This is a genomic window from Brachybacterium saurashtrense (assembly GCF_003355475.1).
Classification (GTDB): domain Bacteria; phylum Actinomycetota; class Actinomycetes; order Actinomycetales; family Dermabacteraceae; genus Brachybacterium; species Brachybacterium saurashtrense.
In genome coordinates this window covers 3,520,461-3,540,303 of record NZ_CP031356.1, presented here as the reverse complement: position 1 = coordinate 3,540,303, position 19,843 = coordinate 3,520,461, and the positions used below count along the sequence as shown (strand labels likewise).

19 protein-coding genes are annotated in these 19,843 nt (G+C 74.8%); 13 read left to right on the top strand and 6 right to left on the bottom strand.

The genetic code is table 11. The features are described 5' to 3' along the window. Positions 1–5: 5 nt before the first annotated feature. Positions 6–692, bottom strand: a complete 687-nt coding sequence (locus DWV08_RS15900) for an NUDIX hydrolase (RefSeq protein WP_115414704.1) — start codon at positions 690–692, stop codon at positions 6–8. A gap of 204 nt (positions 693–896) precedes the next feature. After that, positions 897–2,105, bottom strand: coding sequence for an NAD(P)/FAD-dependent oxidoreductase (locus tag DWV08_RS15895; protein ID WP_115414703.1), 1,209 nt, complete (start codon positions 2,103–2,105; stop codon positions 897–899). Between the two features lie 159 nt (positions 2,106–2,264). On the opposite strand from DWV08_RS15895, the gene DWV08_RS15890 reads away from it, so the two are divergent. From DWV08_RS15890 to DWV08_RS15880, 3 genes are all read left to right on the top strand, one after another. Then, on the top strand, positions 2,265–2,675 hold the full coding sequence (locus DWV08_RS15890) for a DUF2695 domain-containing protein (RefSeq protein ID WP_115414702.1): 411 nt from the start codon (positions 2,265–2,267) through the stop codon (positions 2,673–2,675). A gap of 165 nt (positions 2,676–2,840) precedes the next feature. Continuing rightward, on the top strand, positions 2,841–4,343 hold the full coding sequence (locus DWV08_RS15885) for a glutamate-cysteine ligase family protein (protein ID WP_115414701.1): 1,503 nt from the start codon (positions 2,841–2,843) through the stop codon (positions 4,341–4,343). Between the two features lie 82 nt (positions 4,344–4,425). Continuing rightward, positions 4,426–5,418, top strand: a complete 993-nt coding sequence (locus DWV08_RS15880) for a bile acid:sodium symporter family protein (RefSeq protein WP_115414700.1) — start codon at positions 4,426–4,428, stop codon at positions 5,416–5,418. A 183-nt stretch (positions 5,419–5,601) separates the two neighbouring features. Here DWV08_RS15880 and DWV08_RS15875 read toward each other — a convergent pair whose 3' ends face one another. Beyond that, a complete protein-coding gene (locus tag DWV08_RS15875; protein WP_115414699.1) occupies positions 5,602–7,347 on the bottom strand; it encodes a BCCT family transporter in 1,746 nt (581 codons plus the stop codon). A 399-nt stretch (positions 7,348–7,746) separates the two neighbouring features. Here DWV08_RS15875 and DWV08_RS15870 point away from each other — a divergent pair, with 399 nt between their 5' ends. Continuing rightward, positions 7,747–8,421, top strand: a complete 675-nt coding sequence (locus DWV08_RS15870) for a DUF4352 domain-containing protein (protein ID WP_115414698.1) — start codon at positions 7,747–7,749, stop codon at positions 8,419–8,421. A gap of 278 nt (positions 8,422–8,699) precedes the next feature. Here DWV08_RS15870 and DWV08_RS15865 read toward each other — a convergent pair whose 3' ends face one another. After that, positions 8,700–9,491 carry a hypothetical protein gene (locus DWV08_RS15865; protein ID WP_115414697.1) on the bottom strand — a complete coding sequence of 264 codons (792 nt, stop codon included), beginning with the start codon at positions 9,489–9,491 and terminating at the stop codon, positions 8,700–8,702. 105 nt (positions 9,492–9,596) lie between these two features. On the opposite strand from DWV08_RS15865, the gene DWV08_RS15860 reads away from it, so the two are divergent. From DWV08_RS15860 to DWV08_RS15835, 6 genes are all read left to right on the top strand, one after another. Then, positions 9,597–10,136, top strand: coding sequence for a hypothetical protein (locus DWV08_RS15860; RefSeq protein WP_115414696.1), 540 nt, complete (start codon positions 9,597–9,599; stop codon positions 10,134–10,136). A 79-nt stretch (positions 10,137–10,215) separates the two neighbouring features. Beyond that, positions 10,216–12,813 carry an ATP-dependent helicase HrpB gene (hrpB, locus tag DWV08_RS15855; RefSeq protein ID WP_115414695.1) on the top strand — a complete coding sequence of 866 codons (2,598 nt, stop codon included), beginning with the start codon at positions 10,216–10,218 and terminating at the stop codon, positions 12,811–12,813. 101 nt (positions 12,814–12,914) lie between these two features. Then, positions 12,915–13,382 (top strand): DUF3817 domain-containing protein, encoded by a 468-nt coding sequence (locus tag DWV08_RS15850; RefSeq protein WP_115414694.1) that lies wholly within the window; start codon positions 12,915–12,917, stop codon positions 13,380–13,382. Between the two features lie 78 nt (positions 13,383–13,460). After that, positions 13,461–14,639: a methyltransferase domain-containing protein gene (locus DWV08_RS15845; RefSeq protein ID WP_115414693.1), complete on the top strand. Its 1,179-nt coding sequence runs from the start codon at positions 13,461–13,463 to the stop codon at positions 14,637–14,639. 52 nt (positions 14,640–14,691) lie between these two features. Next, on the top strand, positions 14,692–15,375 hold the full coding sequence (locus DWV08_RS15840; protein ID WP_115414692.1) for an SRPBCC domain-containing protein: 684 nt from the start codon (positions 14,692–14,694) through the stop codon (positions 15,373–15,375). Then, entirely contained in the window at positions 15,372–16,361 is a 990-nt protein-coding gene (locus DWV08_RS15835; protein ID WP_115414691.1) for an asparaginase, read from the top strand. The genes DWV08_RS15840 and DWV08_RS15835 overlap by 4 nt, the downstream gene beginning before the upstream one ends. Positions 16,362–16,371: 10 nt before the next feature. On the opposite strand, the gene DWV08_RS15830 is transcribed toward DWV08_RS15835, so the two are convergent. Beyond that, entirely contained in the window at positions 16,372–16,794 is a 423-nt protein-coding gene (locus DWV08_RS15830) for a VOC family protein (protein ID WP_115414690.1), read from the bottom strand. Positions 16,795–16,940: 146 nt separating this feature from the next. Between DWV08_RS15830 and DWV08_RS15825 the strand changes: the two genes are divergently transcribed. Both DWV08_RS15825 and DWV08_RS15820 read left to right on the top strand, forming a co-directional pair. Then, positions 16,941–17,855, top strand: a complete 915-nt coding sequence (locus tag DWV08_RS15825; RefSeq protein WP_115414689.1) for a sulfurtransferase — start codon at positions 16,941–16,943, stop codon at positions 17,853–17,855. After that, positions 17,852–18,304 (top strand): SufE family protein, encoded by a 453-nt coding sequence (locus tag DWV08_RS15820; RefSeq protein WP_115414688.1) that lies wholly within the window; start codon positions 17,852–17,854, stop codon positions 18,302–18,304. Before DWV08_RS15825 ends, DWV08_RS15820 begins: the two co-directional genes overlap by 4 nt. Before the next feature lies 1 nt (position 18,305). Here DWV08_RS15820 and DWV08_RS15815 read toward each other — a convergent pair whose 3' ends face one another. Beyond that, positions 18,306–19,154, bottom strand: a complete 849-nt coding sequence (locus DWV08_RS15815; protein ID WP_115414687.1) for a hypothetical protein — start codon at positions 19,152–19,154, stop codon at positions 18,306–18,308. Between the two features lie 191 nt (positions 19,155–19,345). Here DWV08_RS15815 and DWV08_RS15810 point away from each other — a divergent pair, with 191 nt between their 5' ends. Next, positions 19,346–19,837 carry a Dps family protein gene (locus DWV08_RS15810; RefSeq protein ID WP_115414686.1) on the top strand — a complete coding sequence of 164 codons (492 nt, stop codon included), beginning with the start codon at positions 19,346–19,348 and terminating at the stop codon, positions 19,835–19,837. Positions 19,838–19,843 lie beyond the last annotated feature (6 nt).

The window sequence follows — 19,843 nt, the reverse complement described above, 5'->3', positions numbered from 1 at the left end:
AGGGGTCACTGGCCCGTGAGGGGGCCGTTGTCGGCCAGGTGGATGGAGCGGTCGTGGCGGTAGAGGCGGGCGGGGCGGTGGCGGCCGCCGGTGCGGAAGCCCTCGGTGGCGACGAGCCGCCCGGAGGCCTCCATCTGCCGGCGGAAGTTCGCGGGGTCGAGGGAGCGCTGCAGCACCGCCTCGTGCACGGCGCGCAGCTCGGCGAGGGTGAAGGTCTCCCCGAGGAAGGCGGCGGCGATGCGGGAGTACTCGACCTTGTTGCGCAGGCGCCACAGGGCGTACTCGACGATCAGCGAGTGGTCGAAGGCCAGATCGGGCAGCTCATCGGCCACGAACCAGCGCACGTTGACGCCGTCGGCGCCGGCCTCGGCCTCCTCGGGGCGCACCAGCGCCCAGTAGACGACCGAGACGGTGCGCTGGGCCTCCTCCGGGGAGCGGTCCGGGCCACCGAAGGCGTAGAGCTGCTCGAGGTACTGCGGGGCGAGGCGGGTGGTCTCGCGCAGGTTCCGGGCGGCGGAGGCGGCGAGCCCCTCCTCGGGGGCGAGGGGGCCGCCGGGCAGCGCCCAGAGCCCGCGGTGCGGCTCGCGGATCCGACGCACCAGCGGGATCCACAGCGCCGGCCGACGGGTGCCCGGATGGGGGCGCAGCGCGAAGATGACCGTCGAGACGGCCAGGGAGAGCGGAGCGCTCATCGACGACACCTCCTGTTAAAGTCACCGAGACCTTTACTGGTGCCGAGGAGATTAGACTCACCGTGACCAGAAGGGCACGCGACAGCGCAGGGGTGTGAGCGGGGTCACGTGATCCGTGACTCGAACTCCGCGCTCCGGGGACGGCCCGTGGCGGCGCCGTCGTGCGGGGGAGGGGCCCGGAGAGGACGGTCCGACGGGCGCGCGTCAGCCGGGGGTGATCATCCCGTCCAGCGCGGCCAGGTCGAGGGTGCCCTCCTGCGAGGCGGCGATGATCTCGCGGGCCGCCGGCACCTGGTCCCAGGTGTTCCACAGCAGCACGCCCTCGACCGTGTTCCCGTCGAGGTAGTGCACCACCGCGGCGGTGCCCTTCGGGTTCCACACCTCGCGCAGGGTGAGCGAGGTGTCCAGGCGGCCCACGGCCTCGTAGCCGTCGTCGAAGAGGTCCGAGTAGAACATCGGGGTGTGCTCGTAGGGCTCCTGGGCGCCGGCCATGTTCCGCCCGGCAACGGCGCCGGAGGCCTGCGCGTGGTCCACGTGCTCCACGTGCCGCCAGCCCAGCAGCGGATCGTCGAACAGGGCCACGTCCCCGGCGGCGAAGACGTCCGGGGCGCTGGTGCGCAGGAAGCGGTCCACCACCACGGCGCCGCCCTCGAGGTCCAGGCCGGCGTGCGCGGCGAGGGAGATGTTCAGCTCCGCCCCGAGTCCCAGCAGCACGGCGTCCGCCCGCAGCTCCTCCCCCGCCCCGGAGCGCAGCACCAGCTCGGGCCCGGACTCGATCCCGGCCAGGCAGAATCCCGGCACGAGGGTGATGCCCCGCGCGGCGTACACCTCCTCGACGTGCGCGGCGATCGAGGCGGGGAGCATGTGCTCCAGGAGCCTCCGCCCGGGATGCGCGAGGGTGACCTGCGCGCCGGTGCGGGTGAGCGCCGCCGCGGCCTCGGAGCCGATATAGCCGCCGCCCACCACCACGATCCGAGCGCCCTCCGTGGCGAGGGCACGCAGGTGCCGGTAGTCGCCCACGGTGCGCAGGCAGGTGACGCGCTCGTCGTCGACGCCCGGGAGGCGTCGCGCGGAGGAGCCGGTGGCCAGCAGCGCGGTGCCGTAGTGGATCACCGTCCCGCGGGCGGTGACCACGGTGTGGGAGCGGGGCATCAGCTCGGTGACGAGGGTGCCCGTGCGCACCTCGGCCCCGGTCTCCGCCGCGGTGCGCAGGTCCTGGCTGTCCGGATCCGCGCTCTCGCCGTGCCAGAGGTCCTTGGACAGCGCGGGGCGGTGCACGGGACTGTGCGGATCCGCGGAGAGGAGCAGGATCGACGCCTCCGGGGCGGCCTCGCGCAGGGCACGGGCCGCGGCATCGGCGGCGACGCCGCCTCCGAGGATCACATGGTCGTATCGAGGTGCGAACTCGGACATCACAGGCTCCTTCGCCGAACGGATGGTGCCTCCCACGGTATGCCCGTCCCCGGTCCGGGGCAACGCCGTGACCGGCGCACCCGCCCTCCCCGCGCCGAGTTGTCCACAGCCCGCGCCCGCGCCGCGCGCCCGGCGCCGCGACGGTGCTCGACTGCCGCCATGACCGACACCCCGCTGGACGAGGCCGAGGAGCTGCTGCGCGCGCTCTCGGCACGATTGACCGACCCCGCCGAGGGCGAGTGCCTGCTCTGCTACGTGCACCGGATGCTCGAACACGGCTGCCACGGGCTACGCTGGGCGCTGCGCTACCGCGACCTGCGCGCACCGCGGGCCACCGCGCTCGAGCGCCGGCTGCAGCAGAGGGGTGCCTTCTGCGACTGCGAGGTCTTCCTCAACGCCTACCAGCTGCAGGAGGAGCACCTGGTGCTGGGCGCCCTGCTGGACGTCGGCGGGTTCCCGGTCGGGGAGGTGCTGGAGTACCCGCATCCGATGCCTCCCTGCCGCGGGGTGCGGGCCGGCTCCACCCGGCCCTGCGCGCTGTGGCGGCGCCAGCACCTGTGCCGCTGGTGATCCGGGCGACGACCGAGGGCGGCGCGGAGGTGGCCGATGACCCTGGCGGCGCGGACGCGGCCGCCGCGGGGCCGACCGCCCGTTCCGGCCGGCGGCCCCGGTGCCCGCCCGCCCCCGTCGGCGTGCTTTGATGAGGCCCCATCCCGTCACGGCCCGGAGGTCCCCATGGGACGCGAGATCGGCAGCACCGAGTACACCCGCTCCCAGCGCACGCGCTACCGCCGCGAGCTGCGCCGGAACCTAGACCTGTTCGAGACGTTCCTCGACACCGCCGAGTTCGTGGACGAGGGGACGGTGGGCGTGGAGCTGGAGATGAACCTCGCCCGCACCGACACGATGGCGCCGGCGCTGCTGGCCGATCAGCTGCTCGAGGACCTCGACGACGAGGACTACGTGCACGAGATCGGCCGCTTCAACATCGAGGTGAACCTGCCGGTGACCCGGCCCCAGGGCGAGGGGCTGCGGGCGCTGGAGCGCGAGCTCACCGAGAAGATCGAGCGGGCCGACGCCGCCGCCCGAGCCCGCGACGCCCGCGTGGTCCCGGTGGGCCACCTGCCCACCGTCACCGAGGAGCTGTTCGCCGGGGACGCCTGGCGCGCGCCGGGCGCCCGCTACGAGGCGCTCGAGGCGACGGTGCTGGAGGCGCGCGGCGAGGAGATCTACCTCAGCATCGAGGGCGAGGGGAAGGCCCGGGGCCTGGACGTCACCTTCGACTCGATCGCGCCGGAGTCCGCGTGCACCTCGATGCAGCTGCACCTGCAGGTGCCGCCCGAGCAGTTCGCCGCCGCCTGGAACGCCGCGCAGGCCGTGGCCGGACCGCAGGTGGCGCTCGCGGCGAACTCGCCGTTCCTGCTGGGCCGCCGGCTCTGGCACGAGACCCGCATCCCCGCCTTCGTGCAGTCGCTGGACACCCGGCCGCCCGAGTACGCCGCCCAGGGGGTGCGCCCCCGGGTGTGGTTCGGCGAGCGGTGGATCACCTCGATGTTCGATCTCTTCGAGGAGAACGTGCGTCTGTTCCCGGCGCTGATCCCGGAGTCCCGCGAGATGGCGGAGGAGCCGCTGCTCACCGAGGGCTCCGCCCCGCGGCTGCACGAGCTGATGCTCCACAACGGCACCGTGTGGCGCTGGAACCGGCCGATCTACGATCCCGGCGGGGACCTCCCGCACCTGCGCCTGGAGAACCGCCTGCTGCCCGCGGGCCCCACCCCCGCGGACATGGCCGCCAATGCCGCGTTCTTCTACGGGATCCTGCACTCGCTCGTGCACGAGCGACGCCCACTGTGGTCGCGGATGAGCTTCGAGCAGGCCGCCGAGGCGTTCCAGCAGTGCGCCCGCTGGGGCCTCGAGGCCCGGGTGCGATGGCCGAAGGTGGGCAGGGTGCGGGTGGCGGACCTGCTGCTGGAGCACCTGATCCCGCAGGCGATGGACGGGCTGCGGCACCTCGGCGCGGAGCCGGACGTCGCCGAGCACTACGGCGAGATCCTCTCCGCCCGCGCCCGCACCGGGCGCAACGGCGCGCGCTGGCAGATCGACACCGTCACCTCGCTGGAGCTGCGCGGCGCGACCCGGCCCGAGGCGCTGGCGGAGATGACACGGCTGTACCGGGCGGCGGTGGACACCCTCGAGCCGGTCCACGCCTGGCCGGTGCCCGCCCGTCAGCGCCCCTGAGCCCGGCGTGCGCCACCGCCCGTGACGTCCACGGGCTGTCCACATCCCGGACCGCTATCTCACGGAGCGGTACAGTGCGGGCATGAGCACCCCCACCCCTCCACACCCCACGACGACGGAGACGGCCCGGTCCTCCGAGGACCGCTCGGCCCGCCTCGCCGTGACCGTGTTCCCCCTCCTCATCCTCGCCGCCGCGGCGCTGGGTTTCTTCGCCCCCGCCGTGGGCACCGCGCTCGCCCCGCACATCGCGATCTTCCTGGGCATCATCATGTTCGGGATGGGCCTGACCCTCACCGTCCCGGACTTCGCCCTGGTGGCCAAGCGCCCGCTGCCGGTGCTGCTGGGCGTGGTGGCCCAGTACGTGGTGATGCCGCTGATCGCGCTGGCCATCGCGGCACTGCTGGGGCTCTCCCCCGAGCTCGCGGTGGGCGTGATCCTGGTGGGCAGCGCCCCCGGCGGCACCAGCTCCAACGTGATCACCTATCTCGCCAAGGGCGACACCGCGCTGTCGGTGACGATGACCTCGATCTCGACCCTGCTCGCTCCCCTGCTCACGCCGCTGCTCACGCTGTGGCTGGCCGGCTCCTACCTGCCGGTGGACGCCGGCGCGATGGCGCTGTCGATCGTGCAGATGGTGCTGGTGCCCGTGCTGGGCGGCCTCGTGGTGCGCCTGCTGCTGGGCTCTCTGGTGGCGAAGATCCTGCCGGCGCTGCCATGGGTGAGCGTCGCGGGGATCTCCCTCGTGGTCACGGCCGTGGTAAGCGGCTCCGTCGAGGCGATCCTCACCGCGGGCGGGATCGTGCTGCTGGCCGTGGTGCTGCACAACGGCCTGGGCTACCTGCTGGGCTACTGGGTGGCGCGGCTGCTGCGCCAGGGCGAGCGCGCCGCCCGCACCACCTCCGTCGAGGTGGGCATGCAGAACTCGGGCCTAGCGGCGACGCTCGCCGCGAGCGCCTTCTCCCCCACCGCCGCCCTCCCCGCCGCGATCTTCTCGATCTGGCACAACCTCTCCGGCGCGATGCTCGCGGTGTATTTCCGCCGCAGCGCGGACCGGCACCGCGCCGACGCCGCCTGAGCCCGACCGCTCCCCGTCGGCCGCTCCCCGCCCGGGCCGCCGAGGCCCCGGAGCGCCGCGCACCGCGAGCCCCCGAGGCCGGGAGACGCCGGGGCCGGGAGAGGCCGGACCCCGGATCCCACAGCGAGGACGGGCCGCCCGCCGCACAGAGCGGTGGCCGGCCCGTCCTCACGTGAGAGAGGGTCAGTGCCCTCGACCGGACGAGTCCTCCGCCGGGGGCTCCTCGAGGTCCCCGTACTCCTCGTACGGATCGGAGAGCACCGGCACCTCCGAGGTGAAGGTGGGCTCCACCACGTAGGCCTCGCGGTCGAAGTCGTCCTCGCACTCGCGCCGCTCGTACTCCTCCGGCGGGAGCACCTGCGCCCACTCGCGGGTGCGGATCTTCGGCAGCTCGCCGGCGTCCTCCTTCAGCGCGCGCAGCAGCGCGTACATCTGGAACCAGCCCATCACGAAGAACGGCAGGCCCACCAGGATGATCGTGGACTGCAGCGCGGCCAGGCCGTCCGTGCCCGAGAACACCAGCAGGGCGGCGGTGACCAGGGCGATCGCCACGCCCCAGAAGATGCGCTGACCCAGCGGGTTGTAGTCCTCGTGGCCGTTGGCCATCGAGTCGGTGACCAGGGCGGCGGAGTCCACCGAGGTGACGAAGAAGATCACCACCAGCACGATCGCGACCACCGAGAGGAAGAACGAGAACGGGTAGTGCTCGAGGAAGGCGAACATCGCCCCGGGGATGTCCCCCTGCTCCACCACCCGGTCCACGAGGCCGCCCTCGCCCTCCAGCTCGATGTGGAAGCTGGAGTAGCCGTAGATCCCGAACCAGATCACGGAGAACAGGGAGGGGATCGCCAGCACGCCGGCGACGAACTCGCGGATGGTGCGGCCGCGGGAGATGCGGGCGATGAAGATGCCCACGAACGGCGACCAGGTGATCGTCCACGCCCAGTAGAAGACCGTCCAGGTGTTCTGCCAGCCGGTGTTCGCGAAGGTGTCGTTCCACAGCGCGAGCTCGGGCAGGTTCACCAGGTAGGAGCCGAAGGACTCGATCGTGCCCTTGAGCACCATGAGGGTGGCGCCGCCGGTGAACAGGATGAACACCAGCAGCATCACGGCCACGGCGATGTTGAGATTCGAGAGCACCTTGATGCCCTTGTCCAGGCCCATCGAGACCGAGATCAGCGCGAGCCCGCACACCACGCCGATGATGATGAGGTTCCAGCCGGCGCTCTCCGGGATCCCGAACAGCTGGTTCAGGCCGCCGTTGATCTGCAGGGTGCCCAGGCCCACCGAGACGGCGATGCCGAACACGGTGCCCACGATCGCGATGATGTCGATGACCTTGCCGATCGGGCCGTGGATGCCCTCACCCAGCAGCGGCTGGAAGATCGAGCTGACGCGCGGCGGCAGGTTGCGCTTGTGGATGAAGTACGCGAAGCACAGGGCCGGGAGCGTGAAGATCGTCCAGGTGTGCAGCGTGAAGTGGTAGTAGGTGAAGTTCATGGCGTCGCGGGCGGCGTCGAGGGTCCCGCCCTCGATGCCCAGGTCCGCGGCACGCGGCGGATTGCCGAAGTGGCTGATCGGCTCGGCCACGCCCCAGAACATGAGGATCGTGCCGATGCCGGCCGCGAAGAGCATCGCGAACCAGGCTCGCCCCGAGTGCTCCGGGGATTCGTCGTCCGGCCCCAGCTTCACGCGACCGAAGCGGCCCATCGCGATGAAGATCAGGAACCCCAGGAACACGGTCACGCCCAGGATGTAGAACCAGCCCAGGTTGGTCAGCAGCCAGTCCGAGGCGGCGGCGGTGCCGTTGTTCAGCGGTTCGGTGAAGGCGATCGTCCCGACCACGAAGGCGAGGATGATCGCCGCCGAGCCGAAGAAGATCACCGGGGAGGTCCGCAATCGCAGTGCGTCGTGCAGTCTGTTCAGCAATGTTCTCGACTCCTCGTAGGTGTCCTCATGGGGGTCCTCGTAGGTGCGGCTGCTGGGGCGGGGGTGCCCCGCCGCTCGTGTCATCTGTGGTCTCCGGGGGCTCAACTCTAACCACAGGACGGTGGCGCACGGGCGGGGTCACCGGTGCTCAGGGCTCGACGAGGAGCGCGCCGGCGGGCTCGACGACGGGTGCGCGGAGGGCCGGCGCGCAGCATGCGGAGGGGGCGACGAGGGGTGGAGGGACGGGCTCGCGGCGAGGGGCCGACGGCCCCCGCGATGGGCAGTCCTCCCCATCGCCCCGGCCTCGCGCCGTCGATAGCGTGGAGGGCCAGGATGCACCCCGGCAGGTGCCGCCGCAGCAGGCGATCGGCGCGACGGGGGGAGGAGGCGGAGGAGATCATGAGCACCCCCTACGGCATGCCGAGCACCCCGCAGCCGCCCACCCCGCCGGCCCCGCCGGCCCCACCTGCGAAGCGGCGCACCGGCCTGTACATCGGCCTGGCCTGCGGCTGTCTGCTGCTGGTCGCGGTGCTGATCTTCGCGGTGGGCGGCGGGGCGTGGCTCCTCTCCCGCGACGGCGGCGAGGAGCGCCCGACGGGCGGCCCCACCACGACCGACGCCCCCGTCGACCCCACCGAGGACGGCCAGGAGACCGAGTCGGAGGAGCCGGTGGAGACGCCCACGGAGGATCCCGAGGAGGACCCCACCTCGCAGAGCGGCACCGAGTTCTCGATCTCCGTCTCCGCTCCCGAGGAGGGCACCACACTGGAGACCGACGACCAGACCCTCGAGACGGAGAACGGCAAGTTCATCGGCGTGGCCGTGACCATCACGAACACCGGCGACACCGAGATCGGCTGGAGCCCCTCCGCCTTCACCTTCGTGGACACCGCCGGGGTCGAGCATCCGCTGATCTACGGCTCGTTCTCCACCTCCGGGCCGCAGATCCCGGCCGGGGTGGAGGCCACCGCCGTGCTGTATGCGGACGTCCCGACGGGCATGGAGCTGGAGTCGATCACGTACACGGACGAGGCCGGCACCGGCGGGATACCCGTGACGATCCCCGTGGACTGAACGACCGGATGGTCGGAGTCGCCGTCATCGCAGGTCGCATCGGATCTCGTCCACCGCGCGGCGGCGCACTCAGGGAAAGACCAGCCTCGGCCCAGCGCTCTTCCCGGGAGGGCGTGTTCACTGTTCCCAACGCGTCGACGGAGGATCCGCTGACTGAGGAGGAGGCGGGTCCACACCATCCGTGACGCGGGGGAAAGGGATGGCCCCGGCCCGTGGGGACGGGCCGGGGCACTTTCTCGTCCGGGGATGTCGTCCCCTCCGGCCACCGCCGCGCACCGTCAGCGCCGCAGGTCGATCCCGAACACACGCCGGATCTGCGCCACCGCGTGCCGTGTGAAGCGGCGGTCCGACGGCGTGGAGGCGAAGGGCAGCACCAGCCCGGGATGCTCGGGATGGGTGACCCGGCCGTGCGTGGCGCCGGGGGTGACCACGAACCCTGCCTCCTGCATCCGTCGCAGCAGCTCCGTGCGCGAGGTGGGGTGCCGGGTGCCGCGCCCGCCGCGGGTGCTGGGACCGGCGGCGTCCTCGGCGATGTCGAGGTCGGGCTCGTACTCGTCCGGGCGCACGCTGAGCGCGTAGCGGCGGGAGAACAGCCCGATCACGGTGTTGTCCGCCCTCCGCACCTGCACCACCAGGCCGTCCCGGAGGAAGTGGTCGCTGGCGCCGGCGTCCGCGGTCCAGGCATCCTCCGGATCCGCCACCGCCCCCACGATCTGCTCCCCGACCACGCCGCCCACGCCGACGGCGCGGATCTCCTCGTCGCGGATCCGCAGCGGCCGCGGCAGGGGGCGCGGGTCGTCGGCGTCGAGGGTGTGCACGGCGTCCTGCGGCGGCGCGGCCGACGGGCGCGGCAGCGCCATGGTGCGGGCCCGGCGGCGCGGCGAGCCGCCCGGTGGCTGTTCGCCCTGCGCTGCCCGCTGCGTGCCCTCGGGCCGATCCGCGGCGGCGGGCCGGCGGCCGGGCACCTGCGTGTAGTCGACGGGGGTGACGGCGCGGGCGGGATCGGTGCGCCCCGCGAGCGCCTTCGGGGTGGGGCGTCGCGGTGGCGGATCCGTCGGTGTGCCGGCCATCGCCCCTCCTCGCTCCGTGCGGTCGCTGCTGCTCCGATGGTGCCACGGCGTGCGGCGTCCGCTAGCGTGTCGACGTTCACGCTTCCGCCTCTCGTGAGGACTCCCGTGCCCGACACCGCCCGCTCTCGCCTGCGCCCGCTGCGCAGCGTCGCCTCCTCCCTCGCGCTCGTCGTGCTCGCCGCCGCCTGCACGGGCTCGCCCTCCGAGGACGGCGCCTCCGTTCCGGTGGAGTCGGCGACCGCCGCGGCCTCCGACGGCGGCACAGACCCGGCCGGGGACGGCACCGGCGCGTCCGACGGCGGCGGGCAGGCCACGGCCGCGGTGCCCCAGGAGGCCTTCGCGGTGACGCCCGCCCCGGAGGGCTTCACCCCGCCCGATCCCTGCTCCGGCGAGGGCGCCTACTTCACCGAGCTGGGCGGGACCGCCACCCCGGACCTCCCCGAGCGGGCCGGGGAGAGCCTCACCGTGGAGCTGGTGGGCATCGACGGCGACCACGCCGAGCTGCGCGCCACGATCGGCGACAGCCCCGCCCGCGAGATCGAGGCGATGACGCTGGGCGAGACGGTCACCGTGGACCTGTGGACGCTGTCCGTGACGAGCGTGTGCGAGGACTCCGAGCAGGTCGAGTTCGACCTCATCGACTGAGGCGCGCCCCGCCCCGCGGCGCAGCAGCCGGGCGCCGAGGAGGCGAACAGCCGCGCGACGGAGCGGGGATGATGGGGCCATGCCCGGCCCGACCCCCGCCCCGCGCCCCGTCCCGCACCGCTTCGACCTCGAGGCCATCGGGGAGGGCCTGCCCGTCGCCGCGGCGCGCGGGGAGCTGGAGGCGGCCGCCCGCAACGGCGCGCTGGTGGTCACCGCCCCGCCCGGCACCGGCAAGACCACCCTGGTGCCGCCGCTGATCGCGAACGTCGCGGGCGGCCTCACCCTGGTCACGCAGCCGCGGCGGGTGGCGGTGCGCGCCGCGGCCCGCCGCCTGGCGGCCCTCGACGGCAGCGCCCCGGGCGGCCCGGTGGGTTTCACGGTGCGCGGCCAGCGCCGGGTGGGGCCGGGCACGGCGGTGGAGATGCTCACCCCGGGGGTGCTGCTGCGGCGTCTGCTGGCCGATCCGTCGCTGCCCGGGGTCGCGGCGGTGGTGCTGGACGAGGTGCACGAGCGGTCCCTGGAGACGGACCTGCTGCTGGGGATGCTCGCCGAGGCGCGCCTGCTGCGGGAGGACCTCACGGTGGGGGCGATGTCCGCGACGCTGGACGCGGCCGCGACGGTGGGGGTGCTGGGCGGTGCCGCGCTGGTGGAGGTGCCCAGCGCCCTGCACCCGCTGCGGATCGATCTCGCCCCCTCCCCCGTCCCACGGCTCGATGCCCGCGGCGTGACCCGCGACTACCTCGACCACCTGGCCCGCACCGCGGCCCGCGCCCAGCGGGAGGAGGGCTGCGATGCGCTGGTGTTCCTGCCCGGGGCGCGGGAGGTGGACGAGACGGTCGTGCGGCTGCACGGCCTGGTGGGCGCTCAGGTGGAGGTGCTGCCGCTGCACGGCCGCCTGCCCGCCGCGCAGCAGGACCGCGCCACCGGCGGGCGCCGCCCCGGGGAGCCGCCTCGGATCGTGGTCTCCACCGCCCTGGCGGAGAGCTCCCTCACCGTGCCCGGGGTGCACCTGGTGGTCGACGCCGGGCTGTCCCGCGAGGTGCGCCGGGACCGGGGGCGGGACATGTCCGGGCTGGTCACCGTCAGCGCCTCGCGGGCCGCGATCGAACAGCGGGCGGGCCGGGCGGCCCGCCAGGGCCCGGGGCGGGCGGTGCGGGTGTTCTCCGAGGCGGAGAGGGCGGGGATGCCGGCGCAGTCCCCGCCGGAGATCACGGCGAGCGATCTCACCGATGCGGCGCTGTGGCTGGCCTGCTGGGGCACGCCGCGCGGGGACGGGCTGCCGCTGCTCACCGCGCCGCCGGCGGCGGAGATCCGCGCGGCCGAGGCGACGCTGCGGGCGCTGTACCTCGTGGACGTCGAGGGCCGGCCGACGCCCGCCGGACGACGGGTGGCGCGCCTGCCCGTGGGGGTGCGGGAGGCGCGGGCGCTGCGCGAGGGCGCCCGCCGACTGCCCGGCCCGGACGCCGCCGCACGGGCCGCGGAGGTGGTGGCAGCGGTCTCCGACGACCACCGCCCCGCCGGCGCGGATCTGCCGCGCCTGCTCGCGGACCTGCGGGCGGGCCGCGCGCCGGGCGCCGAGCGGTGGCGGGCCGAGCGCGACCGCCTGGCCCGCCTCGCGGCGGATGATCCCGCCGAGGGCGACCCGGGCGAGGGGCCGCCGGCCGCGATCGCGGCGCGCACCAACGCGGAGCAGGCCGGCGCCGTGCTCGCCCTGGCGCGACCCGAGCGGATCGCCCGCTCCACCGGCGCCGGGGAGCGCAGCGTGCTGCTGGCCTCCGGCACCCGGGCGGCGCTGCCCGAGGGCAGCGGGCTGCTGGGCGCGCAGTGGCTGGCGGTGTGGGAGGTGCAGCGGGCGGAGGGGCGGGCGGCCGACGGCACCGGGGCGGTGGTGCGCGCCGCCGCCCCGCTCACGGAGGCCGACGCCCTCGCCCTCGGGGCGGGCCTGCTGCGCGAGGAGCGCACCGCCGCGCTGGTGGACGGGACGGTGCGGGCGCGTCGGCGCCGTGCGCTGGGCGCGATCGAGCTGACCTCCACCCCCGTGGCCGCGACCGCCGAGGACGCCGTCCCGGCGGTGCTCTCACAGGTACGGGAGCAGGGCCTGGGGGCGCTGACGTGGTCGGAAGCGGCGAGAGCGCTGCGGGCGCGACTCGCCCTGCTGCACCGGGAGCTGGGCGCCCCGTGGCCCGCCGTGGACGAGGAGGCGCTGCAGGACGGCCTGGAGACCTGGCTCGCCCCGCAGCTCTCGGCGCGCACCACCCGCCTGGACCGGATCGACCTGGTGGCCGCGCTGCGCACTCTGCTGCCCTGGCCGAAGGCGGCAGAGCTGGACGCGCTGGTGCCCGAGCGCCTCCCCGTGCCCTCCGGGAGCACCGCCCGGATCGACTACCCCGCACCGGACGACGCCGCCGGGCGGCCCGTGGTGGCGGTGAAGCTGCAGGAGCTGTTCGGCCTCGCGGAGACGCCGCGCCTGGTGCGCGGCCGGGTGCCGGTGCTGTTCCACCTGCTCTCCCCCGCCCGTCGGCCGCTCGCGGTCACCGACGACCTGCGCTCCTTCTGGGACGGCCCGTACCGGGAGGTGCGCAAGGAGATGCGGGGGCGGTACCCGAAGCATCCCTGGCCGGAGGATCCGTGGACGGCCCCCGCCACCGCCCGCACCACCCGGCGCGCCGGGCGCTGAGCGGGCATCGGGTCGGCGCTCGAGGCGGCCCGGGGAGCGGGAGCTCCGCGGCGCCCTCGCGTCCAGCGAGCACCGAGCCCGGCCCTGGCAGGATGGGGCCCATGCGCCTGTTCTCCACCCCGTCCCGTCTCTACCGGGTGCTCGCCGTCGCCGAGGCGATCACCTGGACCCTGCTGCTGGCGGGGATGCTGCTGAAGTACGTGCTGCAGGTGACGGACGTCATGGTGCGGATCGGCGGCGGGCTGCACGGCTTCGTGTTCCTCGCCTACGTGGTGGTGACGGTGCTGGTGGCGGTCGATCAGCGCTGGCGGGCACGGGATCTGCTGGCCGGGATCGGCTCCGCGATCGTCCCCTACCTCACCGTGCCCTTCGAGCTCTCGGCGCAGCGCCGGGGCCTGCTGGGCGCGAGCTGGCGGCTGCGCGAGGAGCCCGGGCGCTCGGCGCCGGAGCGGCTGATCGGGCTCGCGCTGCGCCGTCCCGTCCCGGCCGCGCTGATCGCGCTGGTGGGCGTCGCGGTGGTGTTCACGCTGCTGCTGCAGGCCGGCCCGCCCACCGAGTGGTTCGCCTGAGCGCGCCCCGGCCCTCCTGAGCGGGCCCCGGTGCCGCCCTCGGGCGGCGCCGGGGCCCGCTGCTCGTAGACTCCTCGGGTGCGCTGCCCCCACTTCGAGACCGGCGCGTGCAGGTCCTGCACGCTGCTGGACCTGCCGCGCCCGCGACGGCTCGCCGAGGCCCGCGACCGCGTCGAGCAGCTGCTCGCCCCTCACCTCGCCCCGGGCGCCTCGCCGGGCACCGTGTGGGGCCCGCCGATCCTGGGGGCCGAGGCCAGGTTCCGGGCCCGCGGGAAGATGGCCGTGGGCGGCACCGCCCAGGAGCCGGTGCTCACGCTGCCGGGGCAGTCCGCCGGCACCGACCTGTGCGACTGCCCGCTCTACCCGGACGGCGTCGAGGAGGTGCTGGAGGGGGTCAAGGCCCTGATCCGGCGCGCCCAGGTGCCGCCGTACGACGTGGCCCGCCGCCGCGGCGAGATCAAGAACGTGCTGGTCACCACCGCGCCCGACGGGCAGCACCTGCTGCGCCTGGTGCTGCGCAGCGAGGCGGTGCTGCCACGCCTGCGCGAGCACCTGCCGGCGCTGCTCGCCGCGCACCCCTCCGTCCTCGCGGTCACCGCGAACCTCCACCCCGCGCACACCACCGCGGTGGAGGGCGCCGAGGAGATCCCCCTCGCAGGCGCGGCCGTGATCCCGGTGCGCACCGGGGACGTGACGCTGTTCGCCCGGCCGCAGTCCTTCCTGCAGACCCACACCGAGGTGGCCGGGCAGCTGTACCGCCAGGGCGCGGAGTGGGTGCGCGGGATCCTCGCCGGGGGCGATCCCGCCACGAGCCCCCGGATCTGGGACCTGTACTGCGGGCTGGGCGGCTTCGCGCTCCACATCGCCCGCGCCGTGCCTGCCGCGCAGGTCACCGGGGTGGAGGTCTCCGCGCAGGCGGTCGAGGGGGCGCGGGAGGGTGCCGCGGCCGCCGGACTCGAGGGGGTGAGGTTCCTCGCCGCCGACGCCACCGCCTGGGCCGAGCAGGAGGCCGCCGGCCCCGACGGCCCGCCCCGGATCGCCGTGGTGAACCCGCCGCGACGGGGCCTCGGCGAGCGCCTCGCCGGCTGGCTGGAGCGCTCCGGGGTGGAGCACGTGGTCTACTCCAGCTGCCATCCGGCCACCCTTGCCGCGGACCTCGCGGCCATGCCCTCGCTGCGGATCACGGCCGGCCGCTTCGTGGACATGTTCCCGCACACGCGTCACGCCGAGGTGATCGTGCGCCTGCGCCGCACCTGAGACCGCCGCACCTGAGAGAGTGGACCCCGTCCCCGCGCCCCGAAGGAGCCCCATGACCCCCACGCCCTCCACCCAGGTCACCGCCGTCACCCGCACCGTCGCCCCCGCACGGGCGGGGAACACGATCACCCTCTCCCAGACCTTCGAGGCCGCCCCGGCGCAGCTGTGGGAGGCGCTGACCAGCGCCGAGCACCTCGCGCGCTGGTTCGGCACCGCGCAGGGCGAGGTGGAGCCCGGCGGCCGCTACGAGCTCCCCGAGATGGAGACCAGGGGCCGCTTCCTGGAGGTCGAGCCGCTGCAGCGCCTCCTGCTGAGCTGGGAGTACGGCAGCAGCGCGAGCGACCTCGAGCTGCTGATCGCACCGCCGGAGGCCAGGACCGACAGCGGCGACGATGGCAGCCACGGCGGCGACGGTCAGGGCGACGGCAGCGTCCTCACGCTGCGCCACACCGTCCCGGCCGACGCCCACTGGGCGACCTTCGGCCCCGCCGCGACCGGCTGCGGCTGGGACGCGGCGCTGTACGCGCTCGCGCTGCACCTCGCCGAGCCCGAGGCGGAGCTGCTGCCGCGCCTGGGCCGCTTCGCCGGCTCCGCGGAGGGGGCGGAGTTCACGCGCGCCACGGCCGAGGCCTGGTACGAGGCGCACGTCGCCGCCGGGGCGGACCGCAAGCCGGCCCGCAAGGCCTCGGTGCGCACCGCCGCGTTCTACCTGGGCGAGGAGCCCGAGCTGTCATGACCGCCGCCGTCGCGCTGCTGTCCCTGGGCGGCACCATCTTCATGGCGCAGGATGCCGCCGGCGGCGGCGCCCGTCCCGACGACACCGCCGGGGAGCGCCTGCTCGCGACGGTCGCCGGCGAGGCGACGCTCACCTCCACGGCGCTGGCGAACATCTCCTCCTCCGATGTGCGCCCCCACCACCTGCGCGACGTGCTCGAGCACGCCCGCGCCGCGGTGGACGGCGGCGCCGCCGGGGTGGTGCTCACCCACGGCACCGACACCCTCGAGGAGACGGCGTTCCTGCTGGAGCGCTACTGGGACCGGGAGGCGCCGCTGGTGGTCACCGGGGCGATGCGCCCCGCCAGCGACGTCGGCGCCGACGGGCCGGCGAACCTGCGCGACGCGGTGCGGGCCGCCACCGCCCCGTCGGCCCGAGGGCTGGGCGTGCTGGTGGTGTTCGACGGGCACGCGCATCTCGCGGACCGGGTCACCAAGGCGTCCTCCCGCGCGGTGAGCGCCTTCGCCTCGGAGCCCGGCGGGCCGCTGGCGCTCGTGGAGCGGCAGGACCTGCGCCTGCTGCAGCGCCCGCTGCCTCGCGCCGCCCAGCTGCCGGGCGCCCCGCCGCACCGCTTCCCGGCGGTGCCGCTGCTGGCCGCGGGACTGGACGAGGACTTCGCGCTGCTGGACCACCTGCCGCCCGCGCTGCGCCGCGGACTGGTGATCGACGGGGTGGGGATGGGCCACGTCTCCCCCGCCGCGATGCCGCGCCTGCGTGCGCTGCTCGCCGAGGGCGTGCCCGTGGTGGTCGCCGCCCGTCCCGCGAGCGGCGGCACCTCCACGCACCACTACGCCTACCCCGGCTCCGAGGTGGACCTGCTGGCCGCGGGCGCGGTGATGGCGGGGCTGCTGCCCGCGACGACGGCGCGCCTGCTGCTGCAGGCGCTGCTGGCCGACGGCGCGGACGGCGCCCGGATCCGGGCCGCGTTCGAGGCCTACGCGAGCTGAGCTCCCGCCGTCAGACGGAGCGCACCAGGCAGAAGGGATGCCCCTCGGGATCCAGGTACACCCGGAAGCTCCCGGAGCCGGAGGGCTGGTGCTCGTGCACCACGGCACCCAGGGCGAGGGCCCGCGGCTCGGCCGCGTCGATGTCGGTGACGGCGAGATCGAGGTGGAACTGCTGGGGGTGTTCGCCCTCGGGCCAGGTGGGGCGGCGGTAGTCCTCCACGCGCTGGAAGGCGAGGGAGGACTCGCCGTCGGGCTCGTCCTCGCCCACGCGGCCGCGCGGCGGGATCAGCTCGGTCCAGTCGGAGTCGCTGCCCTCCTGCACCCGCCAGCCCAGCAGCTTGGCGTAGAAGGTTCCCAGCTGCAGCGCATCGGTGCAGTCCAGGACGACGAGATCGAGGGTGGGGATGACGGGATCCTGCGCCGGAGTCTCCATGGCCCCACCGTAGGAGTCCGGAGGCCTCCAGGGAAGAGGACGCGTGATGTCCGCCCACGGAGGAGCGCCCGGCACGCCACGCCGCGGCGCACGGTGACACACTGGGGGCATACGCCGTGCGCCATCGACCGTCGAAAGGTGAAGTGATGACCGTTCCTGCCGATCCCACTCCTGCCCTGCAGGAGTACGCCCACCCCGAGAAGCTGGTGACCACGCAGTGGCTCGCCGATCAGCTCGCCGCCGGCCGCCCCGAGGACCTGGTCGTGGTCGAGTCCGACGAGGACGTGCTGCTGTACGAGACCGGCCACATCCCCGGCGCCGTGAAGATCGACTGGCACCTGGACCTCAACGACCCTGTCACCCGCGACTACGTGGACGGCGAGGGCTTCGCCCGCCTCATGGACGCCTCCGGCATCACCCGTGAGACCACCGTGGTGGTCTACGGTGACAAGTCGAACTGGTGGGCCGCGTACGCGCTGTGGGTGTTCGAGCTGTTCGGCCATGCCGACGTGCGCCTGCTGGACGGCGGCCGCGCCGCCTGGGAGGCCGAGGGCCGGGAGATGACCACCTCCGACGAGGGCCGCCCCGCCCCCACCACGGGCTATCCCGTGATCGCCCGCGAGGACGCCCCGATCCGGGCGTTCCGCGAGGACGTGCTGGAGGTGCTGGGCGGGCCGCTGATCGACGTGCGCTCCCCGCAGGAGTACTCCGGCGAGCGCACCCACATGCCGGACTACCCGCAGGAGGGCACCGTGCGCGGCGGGCACATCCCCACCGCCCGCTCCGTGCCGTGGGCCCGCGCCGCCGCGGAGGACGGCCGCTTCCGCTCCCGCGCCGAGCTGGAGGCCATCTACCAGCAGGAGCTGGGCTTCGAGGCCGCTGAGCCGGCGGTGGTGTACTGCCGCATCGGCGAGCGCTCCTCGCACACCTGGTTCGTGCTCACCTACCTGCTGGGCTTCGAGAACGTGCGCAACTACGACGGCTCGTGGACCGAGTGGGGCAACGGGGTGCGCCTGCCGATCGCGGTGGGCACCGAGCCGGGCGAGGTCCCGGCCCGATGACGGAGCAGGCCGCCCTTCCCCCCGCCTTCGCGGAGATCGCGGAGGACTTCCACGCCCTGTCCGGGCGGGACCGGCTGCAGCTGCTGCTGGAGTTCTCGAACTCCCTGCCCGCCCTGCCGGAGCGCTATGCGGAGCACCCCGAGCTGCTGGAGCCGGTGCCGGAGTGCCAGTCCCCGATCTTCCTCATCACGGAGGTGGAGGGGACGGGCCGGGAGGCGACCGCGCACCTGTTCTTCTCCGCCCCGCCGGAGGCGCCCACCACCCGCGGCTTCGCCGCGATCCTCGCCGAGGCGCTCGACGGCCGCACCGTGGGCGAGGTGCTGGACACCCCGGAGGCGGTCACGGGCGGGCTGGGCCTCGCCGAGGTGGTGAGCCCGCTGCGGCTGAACGGCATGGCGGGGATGCTGGCCCGGATCAAGCGGCAGCTGGCGGAGAAGGCCGGGGCCTGAGTCAGTCCTGCGGCGGGGTGCGCGGGGTCTGCCTGCGCTCCCCGTCGCGGCCGTACCGCCCATAGGCCCGCTCGGCCCCGGAGCGCAACGCCCCGAAGGCGGCGCGGCCCGCCTCGGACTGCGCGAACTCGACCGCGGAGCGGGCTCTGCGCCCCAGGTCGCGCCGCTCCTCGCCGCGCGGCGGGAGGGGCTCGGCCGGCGCCTGCTCCCCGCCGCCCAGCCGGGCGTGCCGCTCCCGCGCCGCCCGCAGCTCGAGCGGCACCCGCACCTGCCGCACCAGCGCGTCCCGGATCTCCTCGCGCACCTGGACGGACTGCGCCGCGAGGTACTCCTCCAGGCCCGTGCCGCGCACGGGGCCGCCGCCCGTCGCGTCCTCGATCTCCTGCAGGGCGTGGGCCCGGCACAGCAGGTAGGAGGCCAGATCGGAGGCGACCTCGGGCGAGAGGCCGTAGGCGTCGGCGGAGCCGCGGGCCTCGCGCAGGGCCACGGCGTCGTCCCGCTCCAGCGGGCTGGGGGCGATGTCCACGGCGCTGAGCACGTCCTCCACGAACGCGTGGAAGCTCGCCTCGCCGGGCAGGTCCGCGCGCCGCAGGTCGGTGCGCCCGGCGTCCTCCGCGGGCAGCGGCAGGCGGGCCACGCCCTCGCGGGCGAACTCGTCCTGGGCGGCGCGGCGCAGCAGGCGTCGGGCGGCCCGTTCGAGATGGGCGGGCTCGGCACTGCGCGGCACCTCGGGGGCGACGGCGCGGGCGTCGGCGACCAGGGAGGCGCGGTGGCCGGTGGCCACGGCGCGCCGCCGCACGGTGGTGGGCAGCGCGGCGAGCCGCTCCCGGAGCGTGACGATCTGCACCATGGCGCGCCTCCTCGGGCTGCGGACGTCGGACCTGTCACGTCCCATGGTACGGAGGCCGCTCGCGTCACGGCGGCGCCGGACCGACAGCTCGGTCGGGCTGGTCACGCCGCACGGACGCGCGGACCCCTTCCCTCCTGCGCCGTCGCGTCCCAGAATGGCCGCGGTCCCGGTTCCGATCGTCAGGAGATGACATGACCGACCTCGCCTTCACGATTCCCGGCCTCGGCGCGGAGGACTCCGTGCGCCTGGTCGAATCCCTGCAGGACCGCCTGCACGCCATGAACGATCTGCACCTCACCCTCAAGCACGCGCACTGGAACGTGGTGGGGTCGCGCTTCATCGCGGTGCACGAGATGCTCGACCCCCAGGTGGCGCTGGTGCGCGGCTACGCCGACGAGGTGGCCGAGCGGATCGCCCAGCTCGGCGCCTCCCCCGTGGGAACCCCGGGCCGGCTGGTCGCCGAGCGCGGCTGGTCGGACTACACGCTGGGCCGGGCCGACACCCAGGAGCACCTGCGCGCGCTCGACGAGGTGTACGACGGCGTCATCGCCTCGCACCGCAAGGCGATCACCCTGGCCGGCGAGCTGGACCCGATCACGGAGGACATGCTCATCGGCCAGGCCGGCGAGCTCGAGAAGTTCCAGTGGTTCGTGCGCGCCCATCTCGAGGGGCCGCAGGCCTGATCACCG